Source organism: Mycobacterium sp. MOTT36Y (genome assembly GCF_000262165.1).
Lineage (GTDB): Bacteria > Actinomycetota > Actinomycetes > Mycobacteriales > Mycobacteriaceae > Mycobacterium > Mycobacterium intracellulare.
The window spans coordinates 2,208,177-2,228,492 of record NC_017904.1; the positions used below are offsets into that span (position 1 = coordinate 2,208,177).

At 69.0% G+C, this 20,316-nt stretch carries 18 protein-coding genes; 7 read left to right on the forward strand and 11 right to left on the reverse strand.

Features of this window, described 5'->3' with window-relative positions; translation table 11 throughout:
* The first annotated feature begins 15 nt into the window (after window positions 1-15).
* The 3 genes from W7S_RS10185 to W7S_RS10195 all read left to right on the forward strand — a co-directional run bounded on the left by W7S_RS10185 (window position 16) and on the right by W7S_RS10195 (window position 2,557).
* Window positions 16-1,074, forward strand: coding sequence for a class I SAM-dependent methyltransferase (locus W7S_RS10185; RefSeq protein ID WP_008255885.1), 1,059 nt, complete (start codon window positions 16-18; stop codon window positions 1,072-1,074).
* Complete coding sequence (locus tag W7S_RS10190) at window positions 1,074-1,892, forward strand: serine hydrolase (protein ID WP_008255893.1); 819 nt, start codon at window positions 1,074-1,076, stop codon at window positions 1,890-1,892. The genes W7S_RS10185 and W7S_RS10190 overlap by 1 nt, the downstream gene beginning before the upstream one ends.
* A 152-nt stretch (window positions 1,893-2,044) precedes the next feature.
* The gene (locus W7S_RS10195; protein ID WP_008255895.1) at window positions 2,045-2,557 is read left to right on the forward strand and encodes a DUF3145 domain-containing protein; all 513 of its coding nucleotides are present in this window, start codon (window positions 2,045-2,047) and stop codon (window positions 2,555-2,557) included.
* Window positions 2,558-2,653: 96 nt separating this feature from the next.
* On the opposite strand, the gene W7S_RS10200 is transcribed toward W7S_RS10195, so the two are convergent.
* The gene (locus tag W7S_RS10200; protein ID WP_008255897.1) at window positions 2,654-3,139 is read right to left on the reverse strand and encodes a nitroreductase family deazaflavin-dependent oxidoreductase; all 486 of its coding nucleotides are present in this window, start codon (window positions 3,137-3,139) and stop codon (window positions 2,654-2,656) included.
* Between the two features lie 167 nt (window positions 3,140-3,306).
* Between W7S_RS10200 and W7S_RS10205 the strand changes: the two genes are divergently transcribed.
* Complete coding sequence (locus W7S_RS10205; protein ID WP_008255898.1) at window positions 3,307-3,600, forward strand: hypothetical protein; 294 nt, start codon at window positions 3,307-3,309, stop codon at window positions 3,598-3,600.
* A 13-nt stretch (window positions 3,601-3,613) separates the two neighbouring features.
* Here W7S_RS10205 and W7S_RS10210 read toward each other — a convergent pair whose 3' ends face one another.
* Entirely contained in the window at window positions 3,614-4,534 is a 921-nt protein-coding gene (locus W7S_RS10210) for a diacylglycerol kinase (protein ID WP_008255899.1), read from the reverse strand.
* Entirely contained in the window at window positions 4,531-6,111 is a 1,581-nt protein-coding gene (locus W7S_RS10215; protein WP_008255900.1) for an FAD-binding oxidoreductase, read from the reverse strand. Before W7S_RS10215 ends, W7S_RS10210 begins: the two co-directional genes overlap by 4 nt.
* A 47-nt stretch (window positions 6,112-6,158) precedes the next feature.
* Between W7S_RS10215 and W7S_RS10220 the strand changes: the two genes are divergently transcribed.
* Together W7S_RS10220 and W7S_RS10225 are read left to right on the forward strand one after the other, a co-directional pair.
* Window positions 6,159-6,725 (forward strand): TetR/AcrR family transcriptional regulator, encoded by a 567-nt coding sequence (locus tag W7S_RS10220; protein WP_008255901.1) that lies wholly within the window; start codon window positions 6,159-6,161, stop codon window positions 6,723-6,725.
* On the forward strand, window positions 6,722-8,263 hold the full coding sequence (locus W7S_RS10225; protein WP_008255902.1) for a glycerol-3-phosphate dehydrogenase/oxidase: 1,542 nt from the start codon (window positions 6,722-6,724) through the stop codon (window positions 8,261-8,263). The genes W7S_RS10220 and W7S_RS10225 overlap by 4 nt, the downstream gene beginning before the upstream one ends.
* Here W7S_RS10225 and W7S_RS10230 read toward each other — a convergent pair.
* A complete protein-coding gene (locus W7S_RS10230; RefSeq protein WP_008255903.1) occupies window positions 8,260-8,691 on the reverse strand; it encodes a nucleoside deaminase in 432 nt (143 codons plus the stop codon). The genes W7S_RS10225 and W7S_RS10230 overlap by 4 nt on opposite strands.
* A 100-nt stretch (window positions 8,692-8,791) precedes the next feature.
* Between W7S_RS10230 and W7S_RS10235 the strand changes: the two genes are divergently transcribed.
* The gene (locus W7S_RS10235; protein WP_232525833.1) at window positions 8,792-10,354 is read left to right on the forward strand and encodes an FAD-dependent monooxygenase; all 1,563 of its coding nucleotides are present in this window, start codon (window positions 8,792-8,794) and stop codon (window positions 10,352-10,354) included.
* Window positions 10,355-10,416: 62 nt separating this feature from the next.
* On the opposite strand, the gene W7S_RS10240 is transcribed toward W7S_RS10235, so the two are convergent.
* The 7 genes from W7S_RS10240 to aceE all read right to left on the reverse strand — a co-directional run bounded on the left by W7S_RS10240 (window position 10,417) and on the right by aceE (window position 20,304).
* Window positions 10,417-11,838 carry an acyl-CoA carboxylase subunit beta gene (locus tag W7S_RS10240; protein ID WP_008255905.1) on the reverse strand — a complete coding sequence of 474 codons (1,422 nt, stop codon included), beginning with the start codon at window positions 11,836-11,838 and terminating at the stop codon, window positions 10,417-10,419.
* Between the two features lie 32 nt (window positions 11,839-11,870).
* Window positions 11,871-13,130, reverse strand: coding sequence for a 3-oxoacyl-ACP synthase KasB (gene kasB / locus W7S_RS10245; RefSeq protein WP_008255906.1), 1,260 nt, complete (start codon window positions 13,128-13,130; stop codon window positions 11,871-11,873).
* Window positions 13,131-13,265: 135 nt separating this feature from the next.
* Entirely contained in the window at window positions 13,266-14,516 is a 1,251-nt protein-coding gene (gene kasA, locus W7S_RS10255) for a 3-oxoacyl-ACP synthase KasA (protein WP_008255907.1), read from the reverse strand.
* Window positions 14,513-14,860, reverse strand: coding sequence for a meromycolate extension acyl carrier protein AcpM (gene acpM / locus W7S_RS10260; RefSeq protein WP_008255908.1), 348 nt, complete (start codon window positions 14,858-14,860; stop codon window positions 14,513-14,515). The genes kasA and acpM overlap by 4 nt, the downstream gene beginning before the upstream one ends.
* Window positions 14,861-14,935: 75 nt before the next feature.
* Window positions 14,936-15,844, reverse strand: coding sequence for an ACP S-malonyltransferase (locus W7S_RS10265; RefSeq protein ID WP_008255909.1), 909 nt, complete (start codon window positions 15,842-15,844; stop codon window positions 14,936-14,938).
* A 143-nt stretch (window positions 15,845-15,987) separates the two neighbouring features.
* Window positions 15,988-17,310 carry a CdaR family transcriptional regulator gene (locus W7S_RS10270; RefSeq protein WP_008255910.1) on the reverse strand — a complete coding sequence of 441 codons (1,323 nt, stop codon included), beginning with the start codon at window positions 17,308-17,310 and terminating at the stop codon, window positions 15,988-15,990.
* A gap of 204 nt (window positions 17,311-17,514) precedes the next feature.
* Window positions 17,515-20,304 carry a pyruvate dehydrogenase (acetyl-transferring), homodimeric type gene (gene aceE / locus W7S_RS10275; protein WP_008255911.1) on the reverse strand — a complete coding sequence of 930 codons (2,790 nt, stop codon included), beginning with the start codon at window positions 20,302-20,304 and terminating at the stop codon, window positions 17,515-17,517.
* Window positions 20,305-20,316: the final 12 nt, after the last annotated feature.

Consider the following 20,316-nt stretch of genomic DNA (forward strand, 5'->3'; position numbering starts at 1 on the left):
GTAGCGTCGCAGGGCGTGACGGCCAGGGAAACCACCGAAGAATTCACCGAACGCATCGCCGCGACCCTCGACGGCGCCAGCCTCACAATCCTGTTGAGCATCGGGCACCAGACCGGCCTGCTGGACACCATGGCCGGCCTGCCGCCATCCACCAGCGCCCAGATCGCCGACGCCGCCGGGCTCGACGAGCGCTACGTCCGCGAGTGGCTGGGCGGCATGACCACCGGGCGCGTGGTGGAATACGACGCCGACACCGCCACCTACTCGCTGCCCGCCCACCGCGCCGGCGTGCTGACCCGCGCCGCCGGGCCCCAAAACCTCGCCGTGGTGGCCCAATTCCTGCCGCTGCTCGGCGAGGTCGAACAGAAGATCATCGGCTGCTTCCGCGCGGGCGGCGGCCTGCCCTACAGCGAATTCCCGCGCTTCCACCAGCTGATGGCCGAGGAGAGCGGCGCGATGTACGACGCCTCGCTCGTCGACGTCGTGCTGCCGTTGGTGGACGGCCTCGTCGAGCGGCTGCGCGCCGGCGCCGACGTGGCCGACTTCGGCTGCGGCAGCGGCCACGCCGTCAACGTGATGGCACAGGCGTTTCCGGCGAGCCGCTTCACCGGCATCGACTTCTCCGAGCAGGCCATCGCCACCGGCATCCGCGAGGCCGCCGACCGTGGCCTGACGAATGCCACGTTCGAAAGCCACGATCTGTCCGAGTTGGACAAGCCCGAGGCCTACGACGTCATCACGGTGTTCGACGCCATTCACGATCAGGCCCGGCCGGCGCGGGTGCTCGAGAACATCTACCGGGCGCTGCGGCCCGGGGGCGTCCTGCTGATGGCCGACATCAAGGCGTCGAGCCGGCTGGAGGAGAACGTCGGCGTGCCGATGAGCACCTACCTGTACACGACGTCGCTGATGCACTGCATGACGGTGTCGCTCGCGCTCGACGGCGCCGGGCTGGGCACCGCCTGGGGAACGCAGCTGGCCGTCGCGATGCTCGGCGACGCCGGGTTCGACGACGTGCGGGTCGCCGGGATCGAGGCGGACCCGATCAACAACTACTACATCGCCCGAAAGTGATGGCGCCCCTCGACGTGCTGGCCGACTGGCCGGTCGGGGCCGCGGCCGCCGCCGTCGTCGGGCCGGGCGGCGTGCTGGCCGGCCACGGCGACCCCGGGCGGGTGTTCGAGCTGGCCTCGGTGACCAAGCCGCTGGCGGCCCGGGCCGTGCACGTCGCCCTCGAGGAGGGCGCCGTCGACCTCGACACGCCCGCCGGCCCGCCCGGTTCCACGGTCCGCCACCTGCTGGCGCACACCTCGGGCCTGTCGATGCACTCCGAGAAGGTGCTGGCCGCGCCCGGTGCCCGCCGCATTTACTCCAACCAGGGCTTCACCGTGCTGGGCCAGACCGTCGAACGCGAGACCGGCATCGACTTCGCCCGCTACCTGGCCGAGGCGGTGTGCGAGCCGCTGGGCATGGCGGCGACCCGCCTCGAGGGGGGCGCGGTGGCCGCCGGGTTCGGCGCGACGTCGACCGTGGCGGACCTGGCCGCGTTCGCCGGGGACCTGCTGCGCCCGGTGACGGTCTCGGCAGGCCTGCACGCCGAGGCCACGACCGTGCAGTTTCCCGGCCTGGACGGCGTGCTGCCCGGATACGGGGTGCAGCGGCCCAACGACTGGGGGCTCGGATTCGAGCTTCGGGACGCGAAATCGCCGCACTGGACGGGCGCGCGGAACTCGGCGCGAACGTACGGCCATTTCGGCCAGGCGGGCGGGTTTATCTGGGCGGATCCGGAAATCGAGCTCGCGCTGGTGGTGCTGACCGACCGCGAATTCGGGGAGTGGGCGCTGCGGCCGTGGCCGGAGATTTCCGATGCCGTGATAGCCGAGTACAGCTAATTCGGACTGCACACTAGCGCAACACGGGTATCACAAGGCACAATAGACACGCACGACACACAAATAATCGAAGATTTCGCGCAAGCTGCCCTGCTTGCCGGGTCCACAGGTCGTTGGGGAAGACGTCCCTGGTGGAACCGAAGGAGCAGGAAATGCGAGCGTCGAATCAATTCGCCGACGTGACGACTGGCGTGGTGTACGTGCACGCTTCGCCGGCGGCGGTATGCCCGCATGTCGAGTGGGCGTTGTCGTCGACCCTGGGCGCCAAGGCGAACCTGAACTGGACGCCCCAGCCGGCGATGCCCGGTCAACTGCGCGCGGTCACCAACTGGGTCGGTCCCGTCGGCACCGGCGCCAAGTTGGCCAACGCGCTGCGCTCCTGGTCCGTGCTGCGGTTCGAGGTCACCGAGGACCCCAGCCCCGGAGTCGACGGCCATCGGTTCAGCCACACCCCGCAGCTCGGCCTGTGGAGCGGGGCGATGAGCGCCAACGGCGACGTCATGGTCGGGGAGATGCGGCTGCGGGCGATGATGGCCCAGGGCGCCGACACCCTGGCCGCCGAACTGGATTCCGTGCTGGGAACGGCCTGGGACGAGGCGCTCGAGGCGTATCGCGACGGCGGCGACGGCGGCGAGGTGAGCTGGCTGAGCCGGGGGGTCGGTTAGTTTTCCCGGCGGTGGGACGCAAGAGCCTTCGCGCCGAGTGAACGGCGCTGACCGGTCTAGCGAAAAGGCCGGGCCGACTACGGAACCCGCGGACGGCTAGGTCGGTTCGCAGATCACCACCGGAATCACCCGGTCGGTCCAGGATTGGTATCTGGCCCACCGCGGGTTGTGCGCGGTGAGTCGCGGCCACAGTTGTGTGCGTTCCGTCTCGTCGGCGACGCGGGCACGCATGCTGCGAGTCTGCGCTCGGATCTGGACGCGCACATCGGGGTTGGCGCGGAGGTTCAGAAACCACATTGGGTGTGTGGGCAGACCGCCCTGTGACGCCACCAGGACCAGTCGCGCGTCGTCGGCCATGAATATCAGTGGAGTGGTGCGGGATAACCCGCTCTTGCGGCCGGTCGTGGTCAACAGGCACAGTGCGAGTCCCAACTCGTGGCCGGCAAGGCGGCCGTCGGTGGCGCGATAAATAGCCACGTTCGCCTTGGAAACCCATTTCAGGAGTCGCGGAGCCAGAACCGAAATGAGGACGGGGGGCCGCTTGGCGTCGACCCTGCGAGTGTTAGCCCCCCAACGCCACATTGTTTCTGTTCCTTGTTCGGGTCGCGCGCTCGGCAGGTCTTCTTTTAAAGGATTATAATCGTTAAAATAGACTTTGTGCAGGTGCACACATCGGGACGGCAACGCTACGGGTCAGTCAGCCATGGCGGAAAACAGGCGACGAGCCATCCGGGAAGTAAGAAGCGGCCATGAAAGATATCGAAACCCCCGTAATCGAAGCGCTCGGTGATCACGATTACCTCGTGCGTCTCGGCCAGGACGAGGAACGTGTGACCATCCGGGTGCGGGCTACGCCCGAGGTCGTCGCGCGCATTGCCGGACCCGAGGCCGACGAAGCGCGCGTCATCGCCGCGACCATGGCCTATCTGACGGTGCGTCAGCGCCCCGACGATCTACCACCGCAACTGGACCTCGACGACGTCATCGCCGCTTACGACGATTACCTCGATGACGTCCGTAACGAAATCGGCAACCTGCGGTGAACGGTGCGCATGGCTACCGGGCCGGGCGCAAAATCTGCAGAGCTTCTGGCACCGCCGCGATCTCGGCCGGCAACGCGCACGCGAAGTCGCCGTCGGCGTAGACGTTGATGCCGGGGCACTCGACGTGGATCGATCGGGCGCGCGCGGTGCTGACCTCGTCGAGGTCAACGTGCGTGCCCTTCATCACGGTGGGGAACAGGCGGACCAGCTTGGTGCGGGATGCCGAGTGCACCATGGTGATGTCGAGCAGGCCGTCGGTGTAATCGGCGGCGGGACAGATCCGCATGCCGCCGCCGTAGCTGCGGGTGTTGCCGAAGGCGGCCAGCGTGATGTCGGCGTCGATCTCCGTGGTGCCGTCGAGCACCAAGCGAAAGGGTAAGAGCCGCAACTGCGACAGCTCGGCGAGCATCGCGAGGTAGTAGCGCAGCCGACCGTGCGGCCAGCGCATCCGGTTGGCGCGATCGGTGACCAGCGAATCGAAGCCCGTGGCCGCCACGGTGCCGAACCACTTGCTCACCCCTTCGCTGTCCGTAATCCGGCCCAGGTCAATGGTTTCGGTCCAGCCGTCGACGACGAGGTCCGCGGCCGCCTCGGGGTCCTGGGTGGGGATGCCGAATGCGCGGGCATGGTCGTTGCCGGTTCCCGCGGGAACGATGCCGACGGGAATGTCGGTGCCCGCCAACACCTGCAGCGCGTTGGAGACGACGCCGTCGCCGCCGGTCACCATGACCGCGTCGGCGCCCTTGTCCAGCGCCGCGCCGACCAGGTGCCGCGCGTCGTCGGCGTCATCGCCGATGATCTCGACGACCTCCACCCCCCGCTTGTGCAGCCGGGCGATCGCGACCTGCGCGGCGCGCACGGCGGTGCCGTGCCCCGAGATCGGGTTGGTCAGCGCGATCACCTTGCCGACCTCGCGCCGGCGCAGCGGAGTCACGGAATCAGCTTGCCGGGATTGAGGATTCCGGCCGGATCCAGGGTCGCCTTGACCGCGCGCAACACCTGCACTCCCAACTCGCCGATCTCGTCGCGCATCCACGGCCGGTGATCGGCGCCGACCGCGTGGTGGTGGGTGATGGTCCCGCCGGTGGCCATGATCGCATCCGACGCCGCCCTTTTCGCGGTCTTCCATTGTTCGATCGGGTTGCCTCGCTGGCCCGCGACGACGGTGAAGTACAACGAGGCGCCGCATGCGTAGACGTGCGAAATGTGACACATCACCAGCGCCGGGGTGCCCGTCTCGGCGAGGGAGTCGGTGAGTGCCTGGGTGACAGCGGTTTTCAGGGCGGTGACGTTCGACCAGTCGGTCGCGGTCTCCAGCGTCTCGCACAGCGCACCGGCCGCGAGCAGCGAGTCGCGCAGGTAGGGCGCGCCGAACCGGCCGCGCTCCCACGCCCGCGCGGGCCCCTCGCCCAGCGAGGTTCCGCCGCGGGCCGCGAGCAGCGCGCTGGTTTCCGCGTGCCGGCTCTCGACGTGCTCCTCGGTGCCCTCGAACATGGTGATGGCCAGGCATCCGCCGGTGATCTGGGATTCGCCGATCGCCTCGGTGGTGGCCAGGTTGACGCCCGTCTCGGCCTCGTCGGAAAGCCGAACGACGGTGGGGCCGGTGGCATTTTGGGTGACGGCCCGCAGGGCGGCGGCGCCGGTCTCGAAATCGGGGAACGACCAGGCCTCGTAGCGCACGGCCGCCGGGGCACGGTGGACGCGCAGCCGCACCCGGGTGATGACGCCCAGGGTTCCTTCCGAGCCGATCAGCAGCTGACGCAGATCGGGGCCCGCGGCCGATTCCGGTGCGCGGCCCAGGTCCAGGGTGCCCACCGGGGTGATCACCCGCAGTCCGCGCACCATGTCGTTGAACCGGCCGTAGCCCGCCGAGTCCTGCCCGGACGAGCGGGTCGCGGCGAAGCCGCCGATGGTGGCGTACTCGAAGCTCTGCGGGAAATGGCCGAGCGAAAAGCCGTGTGCGCCAAGGAGTTTTTCGGCGTCGGGCCCGGTGACGCCCGCCTCCAAGACGGCCTGGCCGGACACCTCGTCGAGCGAGATCAGCCGATCGAGGCGACGGAGGTCGAGCGAGACGACGGCGCCGAACTGGGCGCGATGCGGGTCCAGCCCGCCGACCACGCTGGTGCCCCCGCCGAAGGGCACGACGGCGATGCGGTGCTCGCTGCAGTGGCGCAGGATCGCGGCGACGGCGTCCTCGTCGGCGGGCAGCAACACGGCGTCGGGCGCGTCCTGCGGCCCGCGTTGTTTGCGGTTGAGCAGGTCGACGGTGGACTTGCCGCCCGCGTGCAGCAACCGGTCGGAGTCCGCCGTGCGGCAGTAGTCGGCGCCGACGATGGCGGCCAGCGCCTCCCGGTCGATCGGCGACAACGTCGACGGCCGCAGCTCCACCTGGTCGGGTTGCAGTTCGGCCGCGGGGGACCCCTCGACCCCCACAGCCTGCTGCAGCAACGACCGGATCCCTTCCGAGAGGGGCTTGGCCGCGGCGGGATCTCCCCACGCGTTCCATTTCATGGGCGGCAGGAGCCCCTCGGGATGCGTCATGCGTTACAGTATTACATATGTTGTCAATCCGTAACGAGCTGGATGTCGGGGAGCGGATCCTCGCGGCGGCCGCCAGTTGTGTGGTCGACTTCGGCGTGGACCGGGTGACCCTCGCCGAGATTGCCCGACGCGCGGGAGTCAGCAGGCCGACGGTCTACCGGCGCTGGCCGGACACCCACTCGGTCGTCGCGGCGCTCTTGACCCGGCACGTCACCGAGGTGATGAGCGAAGCGCCGCTGCTCGGCGGCGACCGGGAATCGCTTGTGCGACAGATCGTTACGGTGGCCGACCTGCTGCGGCAGGACCCGCTGGTGATGTCGGTCCTGCACTCGGAGCTCGCGACCACCTACATCACCGAGCGCCTCGGGACCAGCCAGCGCATGTTGATCGACGCCCTGGCCGCCCGCCTGCGAGTCGCCCAGCGCCACGGCAGCGTCCGCAGCGGCGACCCGGTCCAGATGGCCACCATGGTGTTGCTGATCGCGCAGTCGACCATCCAGTCGGCGCGCATCGTCGCACCGATGCTCGACGCCGACGCGCTGGCCGCCGAGCTGGCCCACTCGCTGAACGGATACCTGTCGTGATTCCTGACCCCACCGCCTTGAACGCCGCGCGGCGCGCCGTCGACCTGACCGCGCTCGCCGAGGGCGAGCCGCTGGACGTCGTGGTGATCGGCGGCGGCATCACCGGCGCGGGGATCGCGCTGGACGCCGCGGCGCGCGGGCTGCGCGTCGCGCTGGTCGAAAAGCACGACCTGGCGTTCGGCACCAGCCGCTGGAGTTCCAAACTCGTCCACGGCGGCCTGCGCTACCTGGCGACCGGCAACGTGGGCATCGCCCGCCGCAGCGCCATCGAGCGCGGAATCCTGATGACCCGCAATGCGCCCCACCTCGTTCGGGCGATGCCGCAGCTGGTGCCGCTGTTGCCGTCAATGAGCCCGGGCACGCGGGCGCTGGTGCGGGGTGGGTTCCTGGCCGGTGACCTTTTGCGGGCGCTGGCGGGCACGCCGGCCTCGACTTTGCCTCGGTCGCACCGGATTTCGGCGCGCCGCGTCGTGGAAATGGCTCCCACCGTGCGGCGCGACGGCCTCGACGGTGGGTTGTTGGCCTACGACGGGCAATTGATCGACGACGCCCGGCTGGTCACCGCCGTCGCGCGCACCGCGGCGCAGCACGGCGCCCGGATCCTCACCCATGTGTCGGCGTCACAGGCCACCGGCACCTCGGTGCGGTTGACCGACGCGCGCACGGGCGAGGCCTTCGACGTCTCGGCTCGCGCCGTCGTCAACGCGGCCGGGGTGTGGGCGGGCGAGATCGACGGCTCGTTGAGGTTGCGGCCCAGCCGCGGGACGCACCTGGTGTTCGACGCCGCCGCGTTCGGCAATCCGACTGCGGCGCTGACGATTCCGATTCCGGGCGAACTCAACCGCTTCGTGTTCGCGATGCCCGAACAGCTGGGCCGGGTCTACCTGGGGCTGACCGACGAGGCGGCGCCCGGCCCGATCCCGGATGTGCCCGAGCCGTCGGTCGACGAGATCACGTTCCTGCTCGACACGGTGAACACCGCGTTGCGGACGGGCCTCACCGCCACCGACGTGATCGGTGCCTACGCCGGGCTGCGGCCGCTGATCGACACCGGCGAGGGCCGCACCGCCGACGTCTCGCGCGAGCACGCCGTCGTCGAGTCGGCGTCCGGGGTGATCAGCGTGATCGGCGGCAAGCTGACCGAATACCGTTACATGGCACAGGATGTGCTGGATCGCGCCGTCCGGGTGCGGCGACTGCGCGCCGCGAAATGCCAGACCCGCAACCTGCCGCTGATCGGGGCGCCGGCCAACCCGGGGATCACCGCGGCGCCGGATGTCGGGCTACCCGAGTCGCTGGTGTCGCGCTACGGCGCCGAGGCCGCCAAGGTCGTCGCCAGCGCCGCCTGCGAGCGGCCGAGCGAGCCGGCCGTCGAGGGAATCGACGTCACCCGAGCCGAATTCGAGTACGCGATCACCCACGAGGGCGCGCTGGACGTCTCCGACCTCCTCGACCGGCGGACGAGGATCGGCCTGGTGTCGCGCGATCGGGAGCGGGCCGTCGCGGTGGCCGAGGAGTTTCTGGCGCGGTTCGGTTAGGGGGCCCGCCCGATGTCCTCGTGCCACAGCTCGGGGTGCTCGGCGATGAAGGCGGACATCATTTGTGTGCAGCGCGGGTCATCGACCACGGTGACCGTCACGCCGTGCTGCGCCAGCCATTCGTGCCCGCCGGTGAACGTGCGGGATTCGCCCACCACCAGCGCGCCGATGTTGAACTGGCGCACCAGGCCGCTGCAATACCAGCACGGCGACAGCGTCGTCACCATCACCGTGGAGCGGTAGTCGCGCTGTCTGCCGGCGGCGCGAAACGCGTCGACCTCGGCGTGCAACGACGGATCACCTTGTTGCACACGGCGATTGCGGCCGCGCCCGAGCAGGACGCCGTCGGCGGTGAACAGGGCGGCGCCGATGGGGATGCCGCCCTCGGCCAGCCCGGACCGCGCTTCCTCGAACGCGACGTCCAGCATTGCCGGTGCTGAGAGGCTCACGCGTTCATCCTCCACTACGCTGCAGCGCAGGGATAGGCGATCTCGATACATGGGATCCGTCGCATCGGAAGGGGGCGAGATGGCGTCGCGGGTTCCCGTGCTCATCGTCGGTGCCGGCGCGGCCGGGCTCGCCACCTCCGCGCTGCTGGCCAAGTATGGGGTCCGGTCGATGCTGATCGAGAAGCGTCGCGAAGTCTTCATCTATCCGAAAGCCCGCAACCTGAGCTTTCGCAGCCTGGAGATTCTGCGCGGTCTGGGGTTGAGCGATCAGGTGCACGCGGTCGCCGATGGGGTTTCCGGCATGGTGGTCAAGCCGACGCTGAACAGCGTGGACCAAGCGCCCGCCATGGACATCGACGCCATCTTCGCGCCGTTCGTGGGACTCAGCCCGGAACCTCCCGCGCAGTATTGTCCGCAGAGCAAGCTGGAGCCGATGCTGCTGGCCGACACCCGCCGGCGAGGAAGCGAGGTCCGCTACGGAACGGAGCTGGTGTCGCTGGAACAGGACGACGCCGGCGTGACGGTGGTTGTGCGCGAGCGCGATTCGCGAAGTACCGAGACGGTGCGGGCCCAGTACGTCGTCGCCGCCGACGGTGTGCACAGCCCGATCCGCGAGGCGCTCGGCGTGACCACGTCGGGATACGGCGCGCTACCGATCTTCATCGTTTTCGTCTACTTCAAGGCGCCGTGGCGACGGTTCGTTCCGGATCTGCTCGACGGGGACGGCGTGCAGGTCAAGAACCCCGACGTGGACGGGATCTTTCTGGTGGCGCAGGGCGACCTCGGCATGTTCATCACCACATACCTGCCGGGCGAGGGGGAAACGGCCGAGCAATTCACCGCTGAGCGCTGCGTCGAGCTGCTCACCAAGGCGATCGGCGAGCCGATCGACATCGACGTCATCGAAATTGCACCGTGGCAACCGTACGAGCGGGTTGCCGACCAATTCGCTTGTGGGCGAGTATTTTTCGTCGGCGACGCCGCCCACACCATGCCGCCCTTCAAGGCCGGGGGCGCCAACACCGCGATCCAGAGCGCGGACAACCTGGCCTGGAAGCTCGCAGCCGTGGTGAACGGCGTGGCCGATCCCGCCCTGCTGAGCACGTATCACGCCGAGCGGCACCCGGTCGGGCGGTTCAACGCGCGCCAGTCCTTGACCGGCCCGACGCTGGCGCTGATCAGGCTGGACGACGACCGACCCCAATTGCCGCCGGAGGAAGAGGCGCCGATGTTCGCCTTGCTCGCGGGCTACCAGTACCACTCGGCCGCAGTCATTTCCGGCGCGCCGGCCCCGGCGGATCCGGGCGCAGTCTCACTGGTGGACGAGCTGCGAGGGCAACCGGGCACCCGGGTCCCGCACGTGTGGGTGCGCGACGGGGTTTCGACGCTCGATCTGCTGGGCCCCGGGTTCACCGTGCTGGCAACAGACGGGCGATGGTGCGCGGCAGCGGCTTCGGTGTCGCTGGCCGCGCATCGCATCGACAGCCACGAGTGGGCGACGATCACCGGGCTCGCGCCGGACGGGGCGCTGTTGGTCCGCCCGGACGGATTCGTCGGCTGGCGTGCGGAGACGCTGCCGACCGATCCCGAAAGCGAACTGCGCCGGGCGCTCTCGACGATCCTGGGCCGGCCGCGGGCGTAACGTGGCGGCGACTTCTGTCGCGATTTTTCGCCGTGGCGTTACGTCCGCGGTAAGTAGGTGACTTACAGCGGGATGTTCTTGTGGCGGCCGCGGCGCGCGGGCGCCTGCGCCAGCGCCTCGGTGAGCTTGCTGCGGGTGTGCGACGGGTCGATCTTCTCGTCGACCACGCCGATCTCGATGGCGCTGTCCACGCCGCCCGCGATCCGCTCGTGCTCGGCGGCCAGCTCGTCGTGCAGCGCCTCGCGCTCGTGCTCGGGCGCGGCGGCCAGCTTCTTCTTGTGCAGAATGCCCACGGCGGCCTTGGCGCCCATCACCGCGACCTCGGCGTCCGGCCAGGCGTACACCTTGGTCGCGTTGAGCGAGCGGGAGTTCATCGCAATGTAGGCCCCGCCGTAGGTCTTTCGGGTGACCAGCGTGACGCGCGGAACCGTGCACTCGCCGAACGCGTGCAGCAGCTTGGCGCCGCGGCGCACCACGCCGCCCCACTCCTGGTCGACACCGGGCAGATAACCCGGCACGTCGACGACCACCACCAGCGGAATGCCGAACGCGTCGCACAGACGCACGAAACGCGCTGCCTTCTCGGCGCTTTCGGAGTTCAGGCAGCCGCCGAGGCGCAGTGGGTTGTTGGCCAGCACGCCGACCGTGCGGCCCGACAGCCGGCCCAGCCCGATCACCATCGACGGCGCCCAGTTGGCCTGGAACTCGTCGAACGGCGTCTCGTCGTCGAGGATCGCGGTCACGATCGGGCGCACGTCGTAGGCCCGCCGCGCCGACTCGGGCAGCAGCGCGTGGATGTCGGTGTCGCCGGCCTCGGCCTTGGTGCGGTCGAAATGGCCCTGCTGGCAGAACAATCCGACCAGCCGGCGGCCGCGCTCGTAGGCGTCGAGCTCGTCGTCGGCGACGATGTGGCACACCCCGGACTTCTTGTGGTGGGTCTCGGGGCCACCGAGCGAGGCCATGTCGACGTCCTCGCCGGTGACGCTGCGCACCACGTCCGGGCCCGTGACGAACACCCGGCTCTCCGGCGCCATCACGACGACGTCGGTCAGCGCCGGCCCGTAGGCGGCGCCGCCGGCCGCGAAGCCGACGACCACCGAGATCTGCGGGACATAGCCCGAGGCGCGGATCATCGCCTCGAACACCAGGCCCACCGCGTGCAGCGCCTTCACACCCTCGGCCAGCCGGGCGCCACCGGAGTGCCAGATGCCCACGATCGGGCTCTGCTCCTCGATGGCGGTGTCGTAGGCGTCGACGATGTGCGTGCAGCCCTCGATGCCCATGGCGCCGCCCATCACGGTGCCGTCGGTGCAGAACGCGATGGTGCGCACACCGTTCACGGTCCCGGCGGCCGCAAGCACGCCGGAGCGGTCACGCTCGTGCAGGAGTTCGACGCTGTCGTCGTCGAAGAAATTGCTCAAGCGCAACAGCGGGTCGCGGGGGTCGAGCGACTCGCCGACCGCCTCGGGGGCCGTGATAGTCATCGCAGTCTCCTGATATTCCGGTGTTGCTCGGTTTAGTACCGCCCGAAGGCGATGGCCACGTTGTGTCCGCCGAATCCGAACGAGTTGTTGATCGCGTACTCGTAGTTGCCGGGTCGGGGTTTGCCGGCCACCACGTCCAGGTCGATCTCGGGGTCGAGGTTTTCCAGGTTCAGTGTCGGGGGGACGACCTGGTCGCGCAGCGCGAGCACGGTCAGGATCGATTCGACGGCGCCGACGGCGCCCACGGAGTGGCCCAGGGCGGCCTTGGGGGCGTAGACGGCGGCGTTGCCGCCGTGGGGGCCCAGGGCGTTGTTGATGGCCCTGCCCTCGGCGACGTCGCCGACCGAGGTGCCGGTGGCGTGGGCGTTGACGTGGTGGATGTCGCTGGGGGAGAGCCCGGCGAGCTGGATGGCGCGGGTCATGGCGTGCCCGGCGCGTTCGCCGTTGGGGTCGGGGGCCACCATGTGGTAGCCGTCGGAGGTGATGCTGGCGCCCATGATGCGGGCCAAGATGTTGGCCCCGCGGGCCTTGGCGTGCTCCTCGGTCTCGATCACCATCAGGGCGCCGGCCTCGCCGAACACGAAGCCGGTCCGGTCGCGGTCGAACGGGCGGCACGCGCCGACGGGGTCGTCGTTCTTGGTCGACATCACGATCCGCATCTGGGCGAACGCCGCAATCGGCACCGCTTCGATCTTCGTTTCGACCCCACCGCAGATCGCGATGTCGGCTTCGCCGAAGACGATGTTGCGCCACGCCTGGGCGATGCCCTCGGAACCCGACGCGCACGCCGATATGGGCGTGAGGACCCCGGCCTTGGCGTGCCGTTCCAGACCCACCGCCGCCGACGCGCCGTTGGGCATGTACTTCTGCACACCGAGGGGAGAGACCGCCTTCATGCCACGAGCGCGCATGTCGTCGTAGCTGAAGACCATCTCTTCCGACGAGCCCAAACCGGTACCGATCGACACCAGCAAGCGGTCGCTGTCGACCTCGGGCGAGCCGGCGTTCTCCCAGACCCGCCGGCCCAAGATCGTCGACATCCGTTGCAGGTAGCCCGACCGGCGCAGCTCGACGCGGGTCAGCTGGCTGTCGAATTCCTCTAACAGATGACCGCCGATGCGCACCGGCAGGTCAAACTCCTCGACGAACGGGTCCTCGAGTTTGCGGATACCACTTTGGCTGTCGAGCAACAGCTTCCAGGTGGTCTCGGCGTCAGTCGCCAGTGCGGTCGTCATGGCAACGCCAGTGACGACCACGTTCGGAAGGGTCTTCCCGGTAACCAGCTCTGTCATGGGTCTTGCGAACGTTCCTTTCCTGCTAAGTGGTGACCGCGAACCCGGCGGGGCCGGGACGCGGATCGCCACCTTCCGTGGTGTCCGGCTCCTCCTCGGGCCGTTCGCGGCCCGCGTCGTCGCCGGACGCCAGCTCTAGTAACGCCCGAAGGCGAGTGCCACGTTGTGGCCACCGAAGCCGAACGAGTTGTTGATCGCGTAACGGAAATCGCCGTAGCGAGGTTCGCCCGCAACAACATCCAGGTCGATCTCGGGGTCGGGGGTTTCGTAATTGAGGGTGGGTGGAATGACGCCGTCGCGCAGGCTCAGCACCGTGAGCACCGACTCCAGCGCCCCGACCGCACCGATCGAGTGGCCCAGCGCCGACTTCGGCGCGTAGACCGCCGCCTGCTGGCAACCGGCGACTCGGATGGCGTTGGCCTCCGCGGTGTCACCGATCGGCGTGGCGGTCCCGTGCGCGTTGACGTGGTCAACGTCCTTGGGGGACAACCCCGCCAGCTCGAGCGACCGCGTCATCGCCCGACCCGCACGCACACCGTCGGCCGCCGGGGCCACCATGTGGAACGCGTCCGAGGTGATGCCGGCACCCATCAACCGGGCCAGCGGCTTGGCGCCGCGGGCCTTGGCGTGCTCCTCGGTCTCGATGAGCATCAGCGCACCGGCCTCGCCGAACACGAAGCCGTCGCGGTCCTTGTCGAACGGCCGCGATGCGCGCTCGGGCTCATCGTTGCGAGTCGACATGGCCCGCATCATCGAAAACGCCGCGATCGGCAGCGCCTCGATGGGGCCCTCGACGCCACCGCACACCGCGACGTCCGCGTCACCCATGACGATCTGACGCCAGGCGTGGGCGATCGCTTCGGAGCCCGACGAACACGCCGACACCGGGGTGATCACCCCGGCGCGGGCGCCGAGCTGCAGGCCCACGACGGCGGCGGCGCCGTTGGGCATGATCATCTGGACGGCCAGCGGCGACACCTTGCGGGGGCCGCCCTCGTTCATCAGGTCGTAGCTCTCCACGATCCTTTCGGCGCCACCGAGGCCGGTGCCGACCACGACCGAGAACCGGTCGGGATCGAGCTCCGGGTTGCCGGCGCTCTCCCACAGCTGGGTGCTGAGCAGCTTGGCCAGCCGTTGGACGTACGACATACGTCGCATGTCGAGCCTGCTCATCTGCTCGTCGATGGGCTCCTTGAGGTGTCCACCGATCCGGACGGGAAGGTCCCACTTGGTGATGTAGTCGTCTTCGAGGACGTGGATGCCGCTTTCGCCGGCCAACAAACCCTTCCACGTGCTCTCGACGTCCGGCGCGATCGACGTCGTCGCCGTGACGGCGGTTACCACAACGCTGGGGTAACCGCCGTTAGCAGTGGAAGGCTTACTCACTTGGTGTCCGCTTCCAGCCTTGCCTTGACGTTGGCGACCGCGTCGGGGTTCTCGGTCTCCAGCTTGGCGCGCAGCGCCTCGGCAGCCTCGGGGTTCTCTTCCTCGAGCTTCTGGATGTAGGAGACGACGTCACCGACGGTACGCAGACCGGCGAGGTCCTCGTCCGGGATCTTGACGCCGTACTTGTCCTCGGTCTGCACGGCGATCTCGACCATCGACAGCGAGTCGATGTCCAGGTCGTCGACGAAGGACTTCTCCGGGGTGACCTCGGAGGGCTCGATACCGGTGACCTCTTCGATGATCTCGGCGATACCGGCGATGATTTCTTCCTGGCTGACAGCCACAGCGTGCTTCCCTTCGTAATGTGTTGTGAGATAGTCGAACTGACGTGCTATGTGGTTGTACTGGATGCGGCCGACTTAGAGCTCGGCCAAAGCGTCCAGGTCTGCGGGCGACTTGACGGCGCGAGCCGTAACTCCCCGAAGTTCTCGTTTGGCGATACCGGTGAGCGTGCCCGCGGGCGGGAACTCCACGGCCGCACCGACTTCCAGCTCGCGCAGCGTCGCGGTGCACAGGTCCCAGCGCACCGGCCGGGTCAGCTGGGCGACCAACGCCTCCATCGCCGCGGCGGCCGAGGCGACGGGCTTGCCGTCGCGGTTCGACAGCAGCGTCGCGGTGGGCTCGGACGTCTGGACGGCGGCGGCCGCGGCGGCATAACCGTCGAGCGCCGACGCCATGTACTTGGTGTGGAACGCACCGGCCACCCCCAGCGCGCGCACGCGGGCCTTGGCCGGCGGGTCTTCGGCGAGCTTCTCCAACGCGTCCAGCGAGCCGGCGGCGACGATCTGCCCGGCGGCGTTGCGGTTGGCGGGGAACAGGTCGAGCTGCTCGAGGCGGGCGAGGACCTCGGCCTCGTCACCGCCGAGCACCGCGGACATGCCGGTGGGCTCGACGGCACACGCCTTGGCCATCTCGGCGCCCCGGGTGGCGGCCAGGGCGACGGCGTCGTCCGCGGCCATCACGCCGGCGATCGCGTAGGCGGCGATCTCACCGACGGAGTGACCGGCCACGACCAGGTCTTCACCGGCGAGCAGGCCGCGCTTGGTCAGTTCCTGGTGTGCGAGCAGCGTGGCCGCGACGACCAGTGGCTGGGTGACCGCGGTGTCGGTGATCTCGTCGGTCGATGCGGTGGTGCCCAGGCGCACGAGGTCGAGGCCGCTGGCCTTGGACCACAGCGCCAACTGGTCGGCGGCGCCGGCGAGCTCCAGCCACGGCGAGAGCATCCCTTCGGTCTGCGAACCCTGTCCGGGCGCAAGCAATGCAATCACGTGTTTAAGAGAACACTGTGGAAACGGTTTTGGCGGGTGTAACAGATTATGAACCTCGTCTTAGGTTTTTGTGTACACCCTACAAAACGGCTCCGTAAGCTACGGGTTTGATATCGTCCCGCGACCTGTCGCCTGGGTCACTATCACCCGATCTGGCCCACCGCAGCCCCTTTGACCGGCAGCGGAACGACGGGCATGGCGTTGTTGGCGGCGCTGGCGGGATGCGTCGGATAGTTGAGCTGGCCCACCGTCGCCGCCACTCGCAGGACATATGCGTCACGCGGCTGCATGGGATCGCGCCCGGTGAAGTCGGTGATCCGCTTGAGTCGGTAGCGCACCGTGTTTGGATGAACGAACAACTTTCTGGCACAGGCTTCAATCGCGCCGCCACAATCTAAGTAAGCGTCAAGAGTTTCGATGAGCGTCGGGCCGGCGTCGGCCAGCGGCCCCATCACGTCGGTGTGCAGCGCCACGATCGCCGACGCGTCGCCCATCAGGGCCCGTTCCGGCAGGAGCTCGCGCGCCAGCACGGGACGCGGCGCCCCGCGCCAGCCACCGACGGCGTTCATCCCGGATATCGCCTCGCTGGCGCTGTGGTAGGCCGCGGTCAGCATGGGCGCCGTCGGCCCGACGACCACGGGGCCGTCGGCGAACGCGGCCAGCAGCTCCCCGAGGAACTTGTCGGTCGGCGACAATTGCCCGGACACGATGGCGACCAGCCAGGTGCCGTGCACGTCGGTGAGGGCCGCGCGGCCGTGTTGCGCGGCGATGTCGCGGACGTGCTGGCTCGCGCGCTCACTGTCGCCGGGGCCGGTCGACCCGTCGCGCCCGGGCGCCGGGGTTCCGACCACCACCGTCGCGGGCTCGGTGGTGTCCCAGTTCAGGGCGGCCGCGCGGGACAGCAGTTCCGGGCCGGTGTCGCCGCGGACCACCGCGTCGACCACGCTGGCCTCCATCCGGCTGTCCCAGGTGCCGCGCGCCTCGGCCGCGTCGGCGTACGCCCCCGCCGCGGTGAACGCCAGGTCGCGGGTGTACTTCAGGATGCCCACGGTCAGCGCGGTCAGCTGCTCCTCGGAGCGGGCCAGCAGCGGGACGACCTCCTCGAAGATGTCCATGGTGACGCGGACCATGTCGACGCTGTGGCGCAACGCGATCCGGCGCTGCAGCTCCTGGGGCACCAGCTCGAAGGCCTGCGCGGTGTAGCTGACGTTGCTGTGTGGGTCTTGCATCCATTCGACGAAGTTCACGACCGCCGTCTGCACCACCAGCGCGACGCTGGCCCGCTGGGACGCCTCCAGCTCGGCGAAGAACGGCAACCGGTCCTGCATGGCGTTGACCGCCTCGGTGGCCAGCCGCCCGGAGTACTGCTTGAGCCGGCGCAGCACGGAGTCGGGCACCGAATCCAGCGTTTCCAGCGGCGACCGGGGGTGCTTGGCGAACGGGCCGGCGAAGGGATTGTCACTCACCCCTAAAACGTACGCGACTTTTCTGGAAGTTTCCGCCAAAGAGGCGCGTGGCGCCGTGCTCGAACGTGCGGCTGGCCGCACGTTCGGCGAGTGGCGGCCGGTGGACGGCTGGAGCGCCCGGCTGGCCGGGCGCTCCACGCCCAGCGCCCGGCTGCCCGGGCGCTCGGCGAGCCGGGGAGTAACGCGCCAGCCGTTATGCCGCCCTTAGGCCACGCCGGGGTCCGACGTCTGCTCCGGCGCGGCCTGCACGTCGTCGATCCGGTACTGGCGGGCGGCGGCCACCGGCACCGAGGGGTCGATCTCGCCGTCGCGGGCCAGCGCCTCGAGCACGGCCACCACCTGCGACTCGGCGTCGGTGTTGAAGTACCGCCGCGCCGCGGGCCGGGTGTCGGAGAAGCCGAACCCGTCGGTCCCCAGGGTGACGTAGGTGCCGGGCACCCACGGCCGGATCTGCTCGGGAACGGCGCGCATCCAGTCCGAGACGGCGACCACCGGGCCGACGGCGTCCGACAGCGCCTGGGTGACGTACGGGACGCCCGCCTGCCGGTCCGGGTAGCGCAGCCTCGCCCTGTCCACCGCGACGCCGTCGCGGTTCAATTCGCCCCAGCTGGTCACCGACCACACGTCGGCGGCGACGTCCCATTCGGCGGCCAGCATCTTCGCGGCGTCCAGCGCCGCCGGCATCGCCACCCCCGACGCCAGGATCTGTGCCTTGTTCGCGCGCTGTTCGGTGGCGACGTGGTAGCGGTACAGGCCCCGCAACACGCCCTCGGGATCGAAGTTGTCCGGCTCGGGCGGCTGCACGTACGGCTCGTTGTAGACGGTGATGTAGAAGAACACGTTCTCGGGGTCCTGCCCGAACATCCGGGCCAGCCCGCTTTCCACGATGTAGGCGATCTCGTAGGCGAACGCCGGGTCGTAGGCGACCACCGCCGGGTTGGTGCTCGCCAGCAGCAGCGAATGCCCGTCGGCGTGCTGCAGGCCCTCGCCGGTGAGCGTGGTGCGTCCCGCGGTGGCCCCCAGCAAGAAGCCGCGCGTCATCTGGTCGGCGGCCGCCCACAGGCCGTCGCCGGTGCGCTGGAACCCGAACATCGAATAGAAGATGTAGATCGGGATCATCGGCTCGTTGTGCGTCGCATACGAGGTGCCGGCCGCGATGAACGACCCCACCGACCCGGCCTCGTTGATGCCCTCGTGCAGGATGTGGCCGACTTCGCTTTCCTTGTAGGCCAACATCAGATCGGCGTCCACGGCGGTGTACAGCTGGCCGTTGCGGTTGTAGATCTTCAGCGACGGGAACCACGAGTCCATGCCGAACGTGCGCGCCTCGTCGGGAATGATCGGCACGATGCGCGGGCCAACCTCCTTGTCCCGCAACACTTCCTTGAAGGTGCGCACCGTCGCCATGGTGGTGGCGACCTCCTGGGTGCCCGAGCCCTTCTTCAGCGCGGCGTAGATGTCGCGGCTGGGCAGCCGCAACGCCTTGGCCTTCGTCCGACGCTCGGGAAGGTAGCCCCCGAGGGTGCGCCGGCGGTCGATCATGTAACGGATCTCCGGGGCGTCGGAGCCGGGGTGGAAGTAGGGCGGCAGGTACGGATCCTCTTCCAGCTGAGCGTCGTTGATCGGTATCCGCATGGCGTCGCGAAAGTCCTTGAGGTCTTGCAGCGCAAGCTTTTTCATCTGGTGCGTGGCGTTGCGGCCCTGGAAGTGCGCGCCCAGCGAGTAGCCCTTGATGGTCTTCGCCAGGATCACCGTGGGCTGCCCCTTGTGGTCGACGGCGGCCCGGTAGGCGGCGTAGACCTTGCGGTAGTCGTGGCCGCCGCGCTTGAGATTCCAGATCTCGGAATCGCTCATGTTCGCGACGAGTGCCTTGGTGCGCGGGTCGCGCCCGAAGAAGTGGTCGCGCACGTAGGCGCCGTCGTTGGCCTTGTAGGTCTGGTAGTCCCCGTCGGGCGTGGTGTTCATCAGGTTCACCAGCGCGCCGTCGCGGTCGGCGTGCAGCAGGGCGTCCCACTCGCGGCCCCAGACCACCTTGATGACGTTCCAGCCGGCGCCGCGGAAGAACGACTCGAGTTCCTGAATGATCTTGCCGTTGCCGCGCACCGGGCCGTCGAGGCGCTGCAGGTTGCAGTTGATCACGAACGTCAGGTTGTCCAGGCCCTCGAGCGCGCCGACGTGCAGCAGGCCGCGGCTTTCCGGCTCGTCCATCTCGCCGTCGCCCAGGAAGCACCACACGTGCTGGTCGGAGGTGTCCTTGATGCCGCGGTCGTGCAGGTAGTGGTTGAACCGGGCCTGATAGATCGCGTTCATCGGGCCCAGACCCATCGACACCGTGGGGAATTCCCAGAAGTCGGGCATCAGCCGCGGGTGGGGGTAGGACGGCAGGCCGCCGCCGGGATGGCTGTGCTCCTGGCGGAAGCCGTCGAGTTGGTCGGTCGTCAGCCGGCCCTCCAGGAACGCCCGCGCGTAGATGCCGGGGGAGGCGTGGCCCTGGATGAACACCTGGTCCCCGCCGCCGGGATGCGACTTGCCCCGGAAGAAGTGGTTGAAGCCGACCTCGTAGAGCGCCGCGGACGACGCGTAGGTCGAAATGTGGCCGCCCACACCAACTCCCGGGCGCTGGGCGCGGTGCACCATGATCGCGGCGTTCCAGCGGATCCACGCCCGGTAGCGCCGTTCGACGTCCTCGTCGCCGGGAAACCACGGCTCCAATTCGGTGGGAATGGTGTTGACGTAGTCGGTGGACGTCAGCGACGGAATGGCGACGCGCTGCTCGCCCGCCCGCTCCAGCAGCCGCAACATCAGATAGCGCGCCCGCGACGGGCCGGAGCGCGCCAGCAGTTCATCGAAGGACTCCAACCACTCCGAGGTCTCTTCGGGATCGATGTCGGGGAGGTAGGAAGCCACCCCCTCGCGGATCACCCGGACGCGGTCGGGTTCGGTTGCGCTGTTGGGACTTGTGGCCAGATCGTGGCGCACGAATTCGGTTGTCAACCCACTACTCCT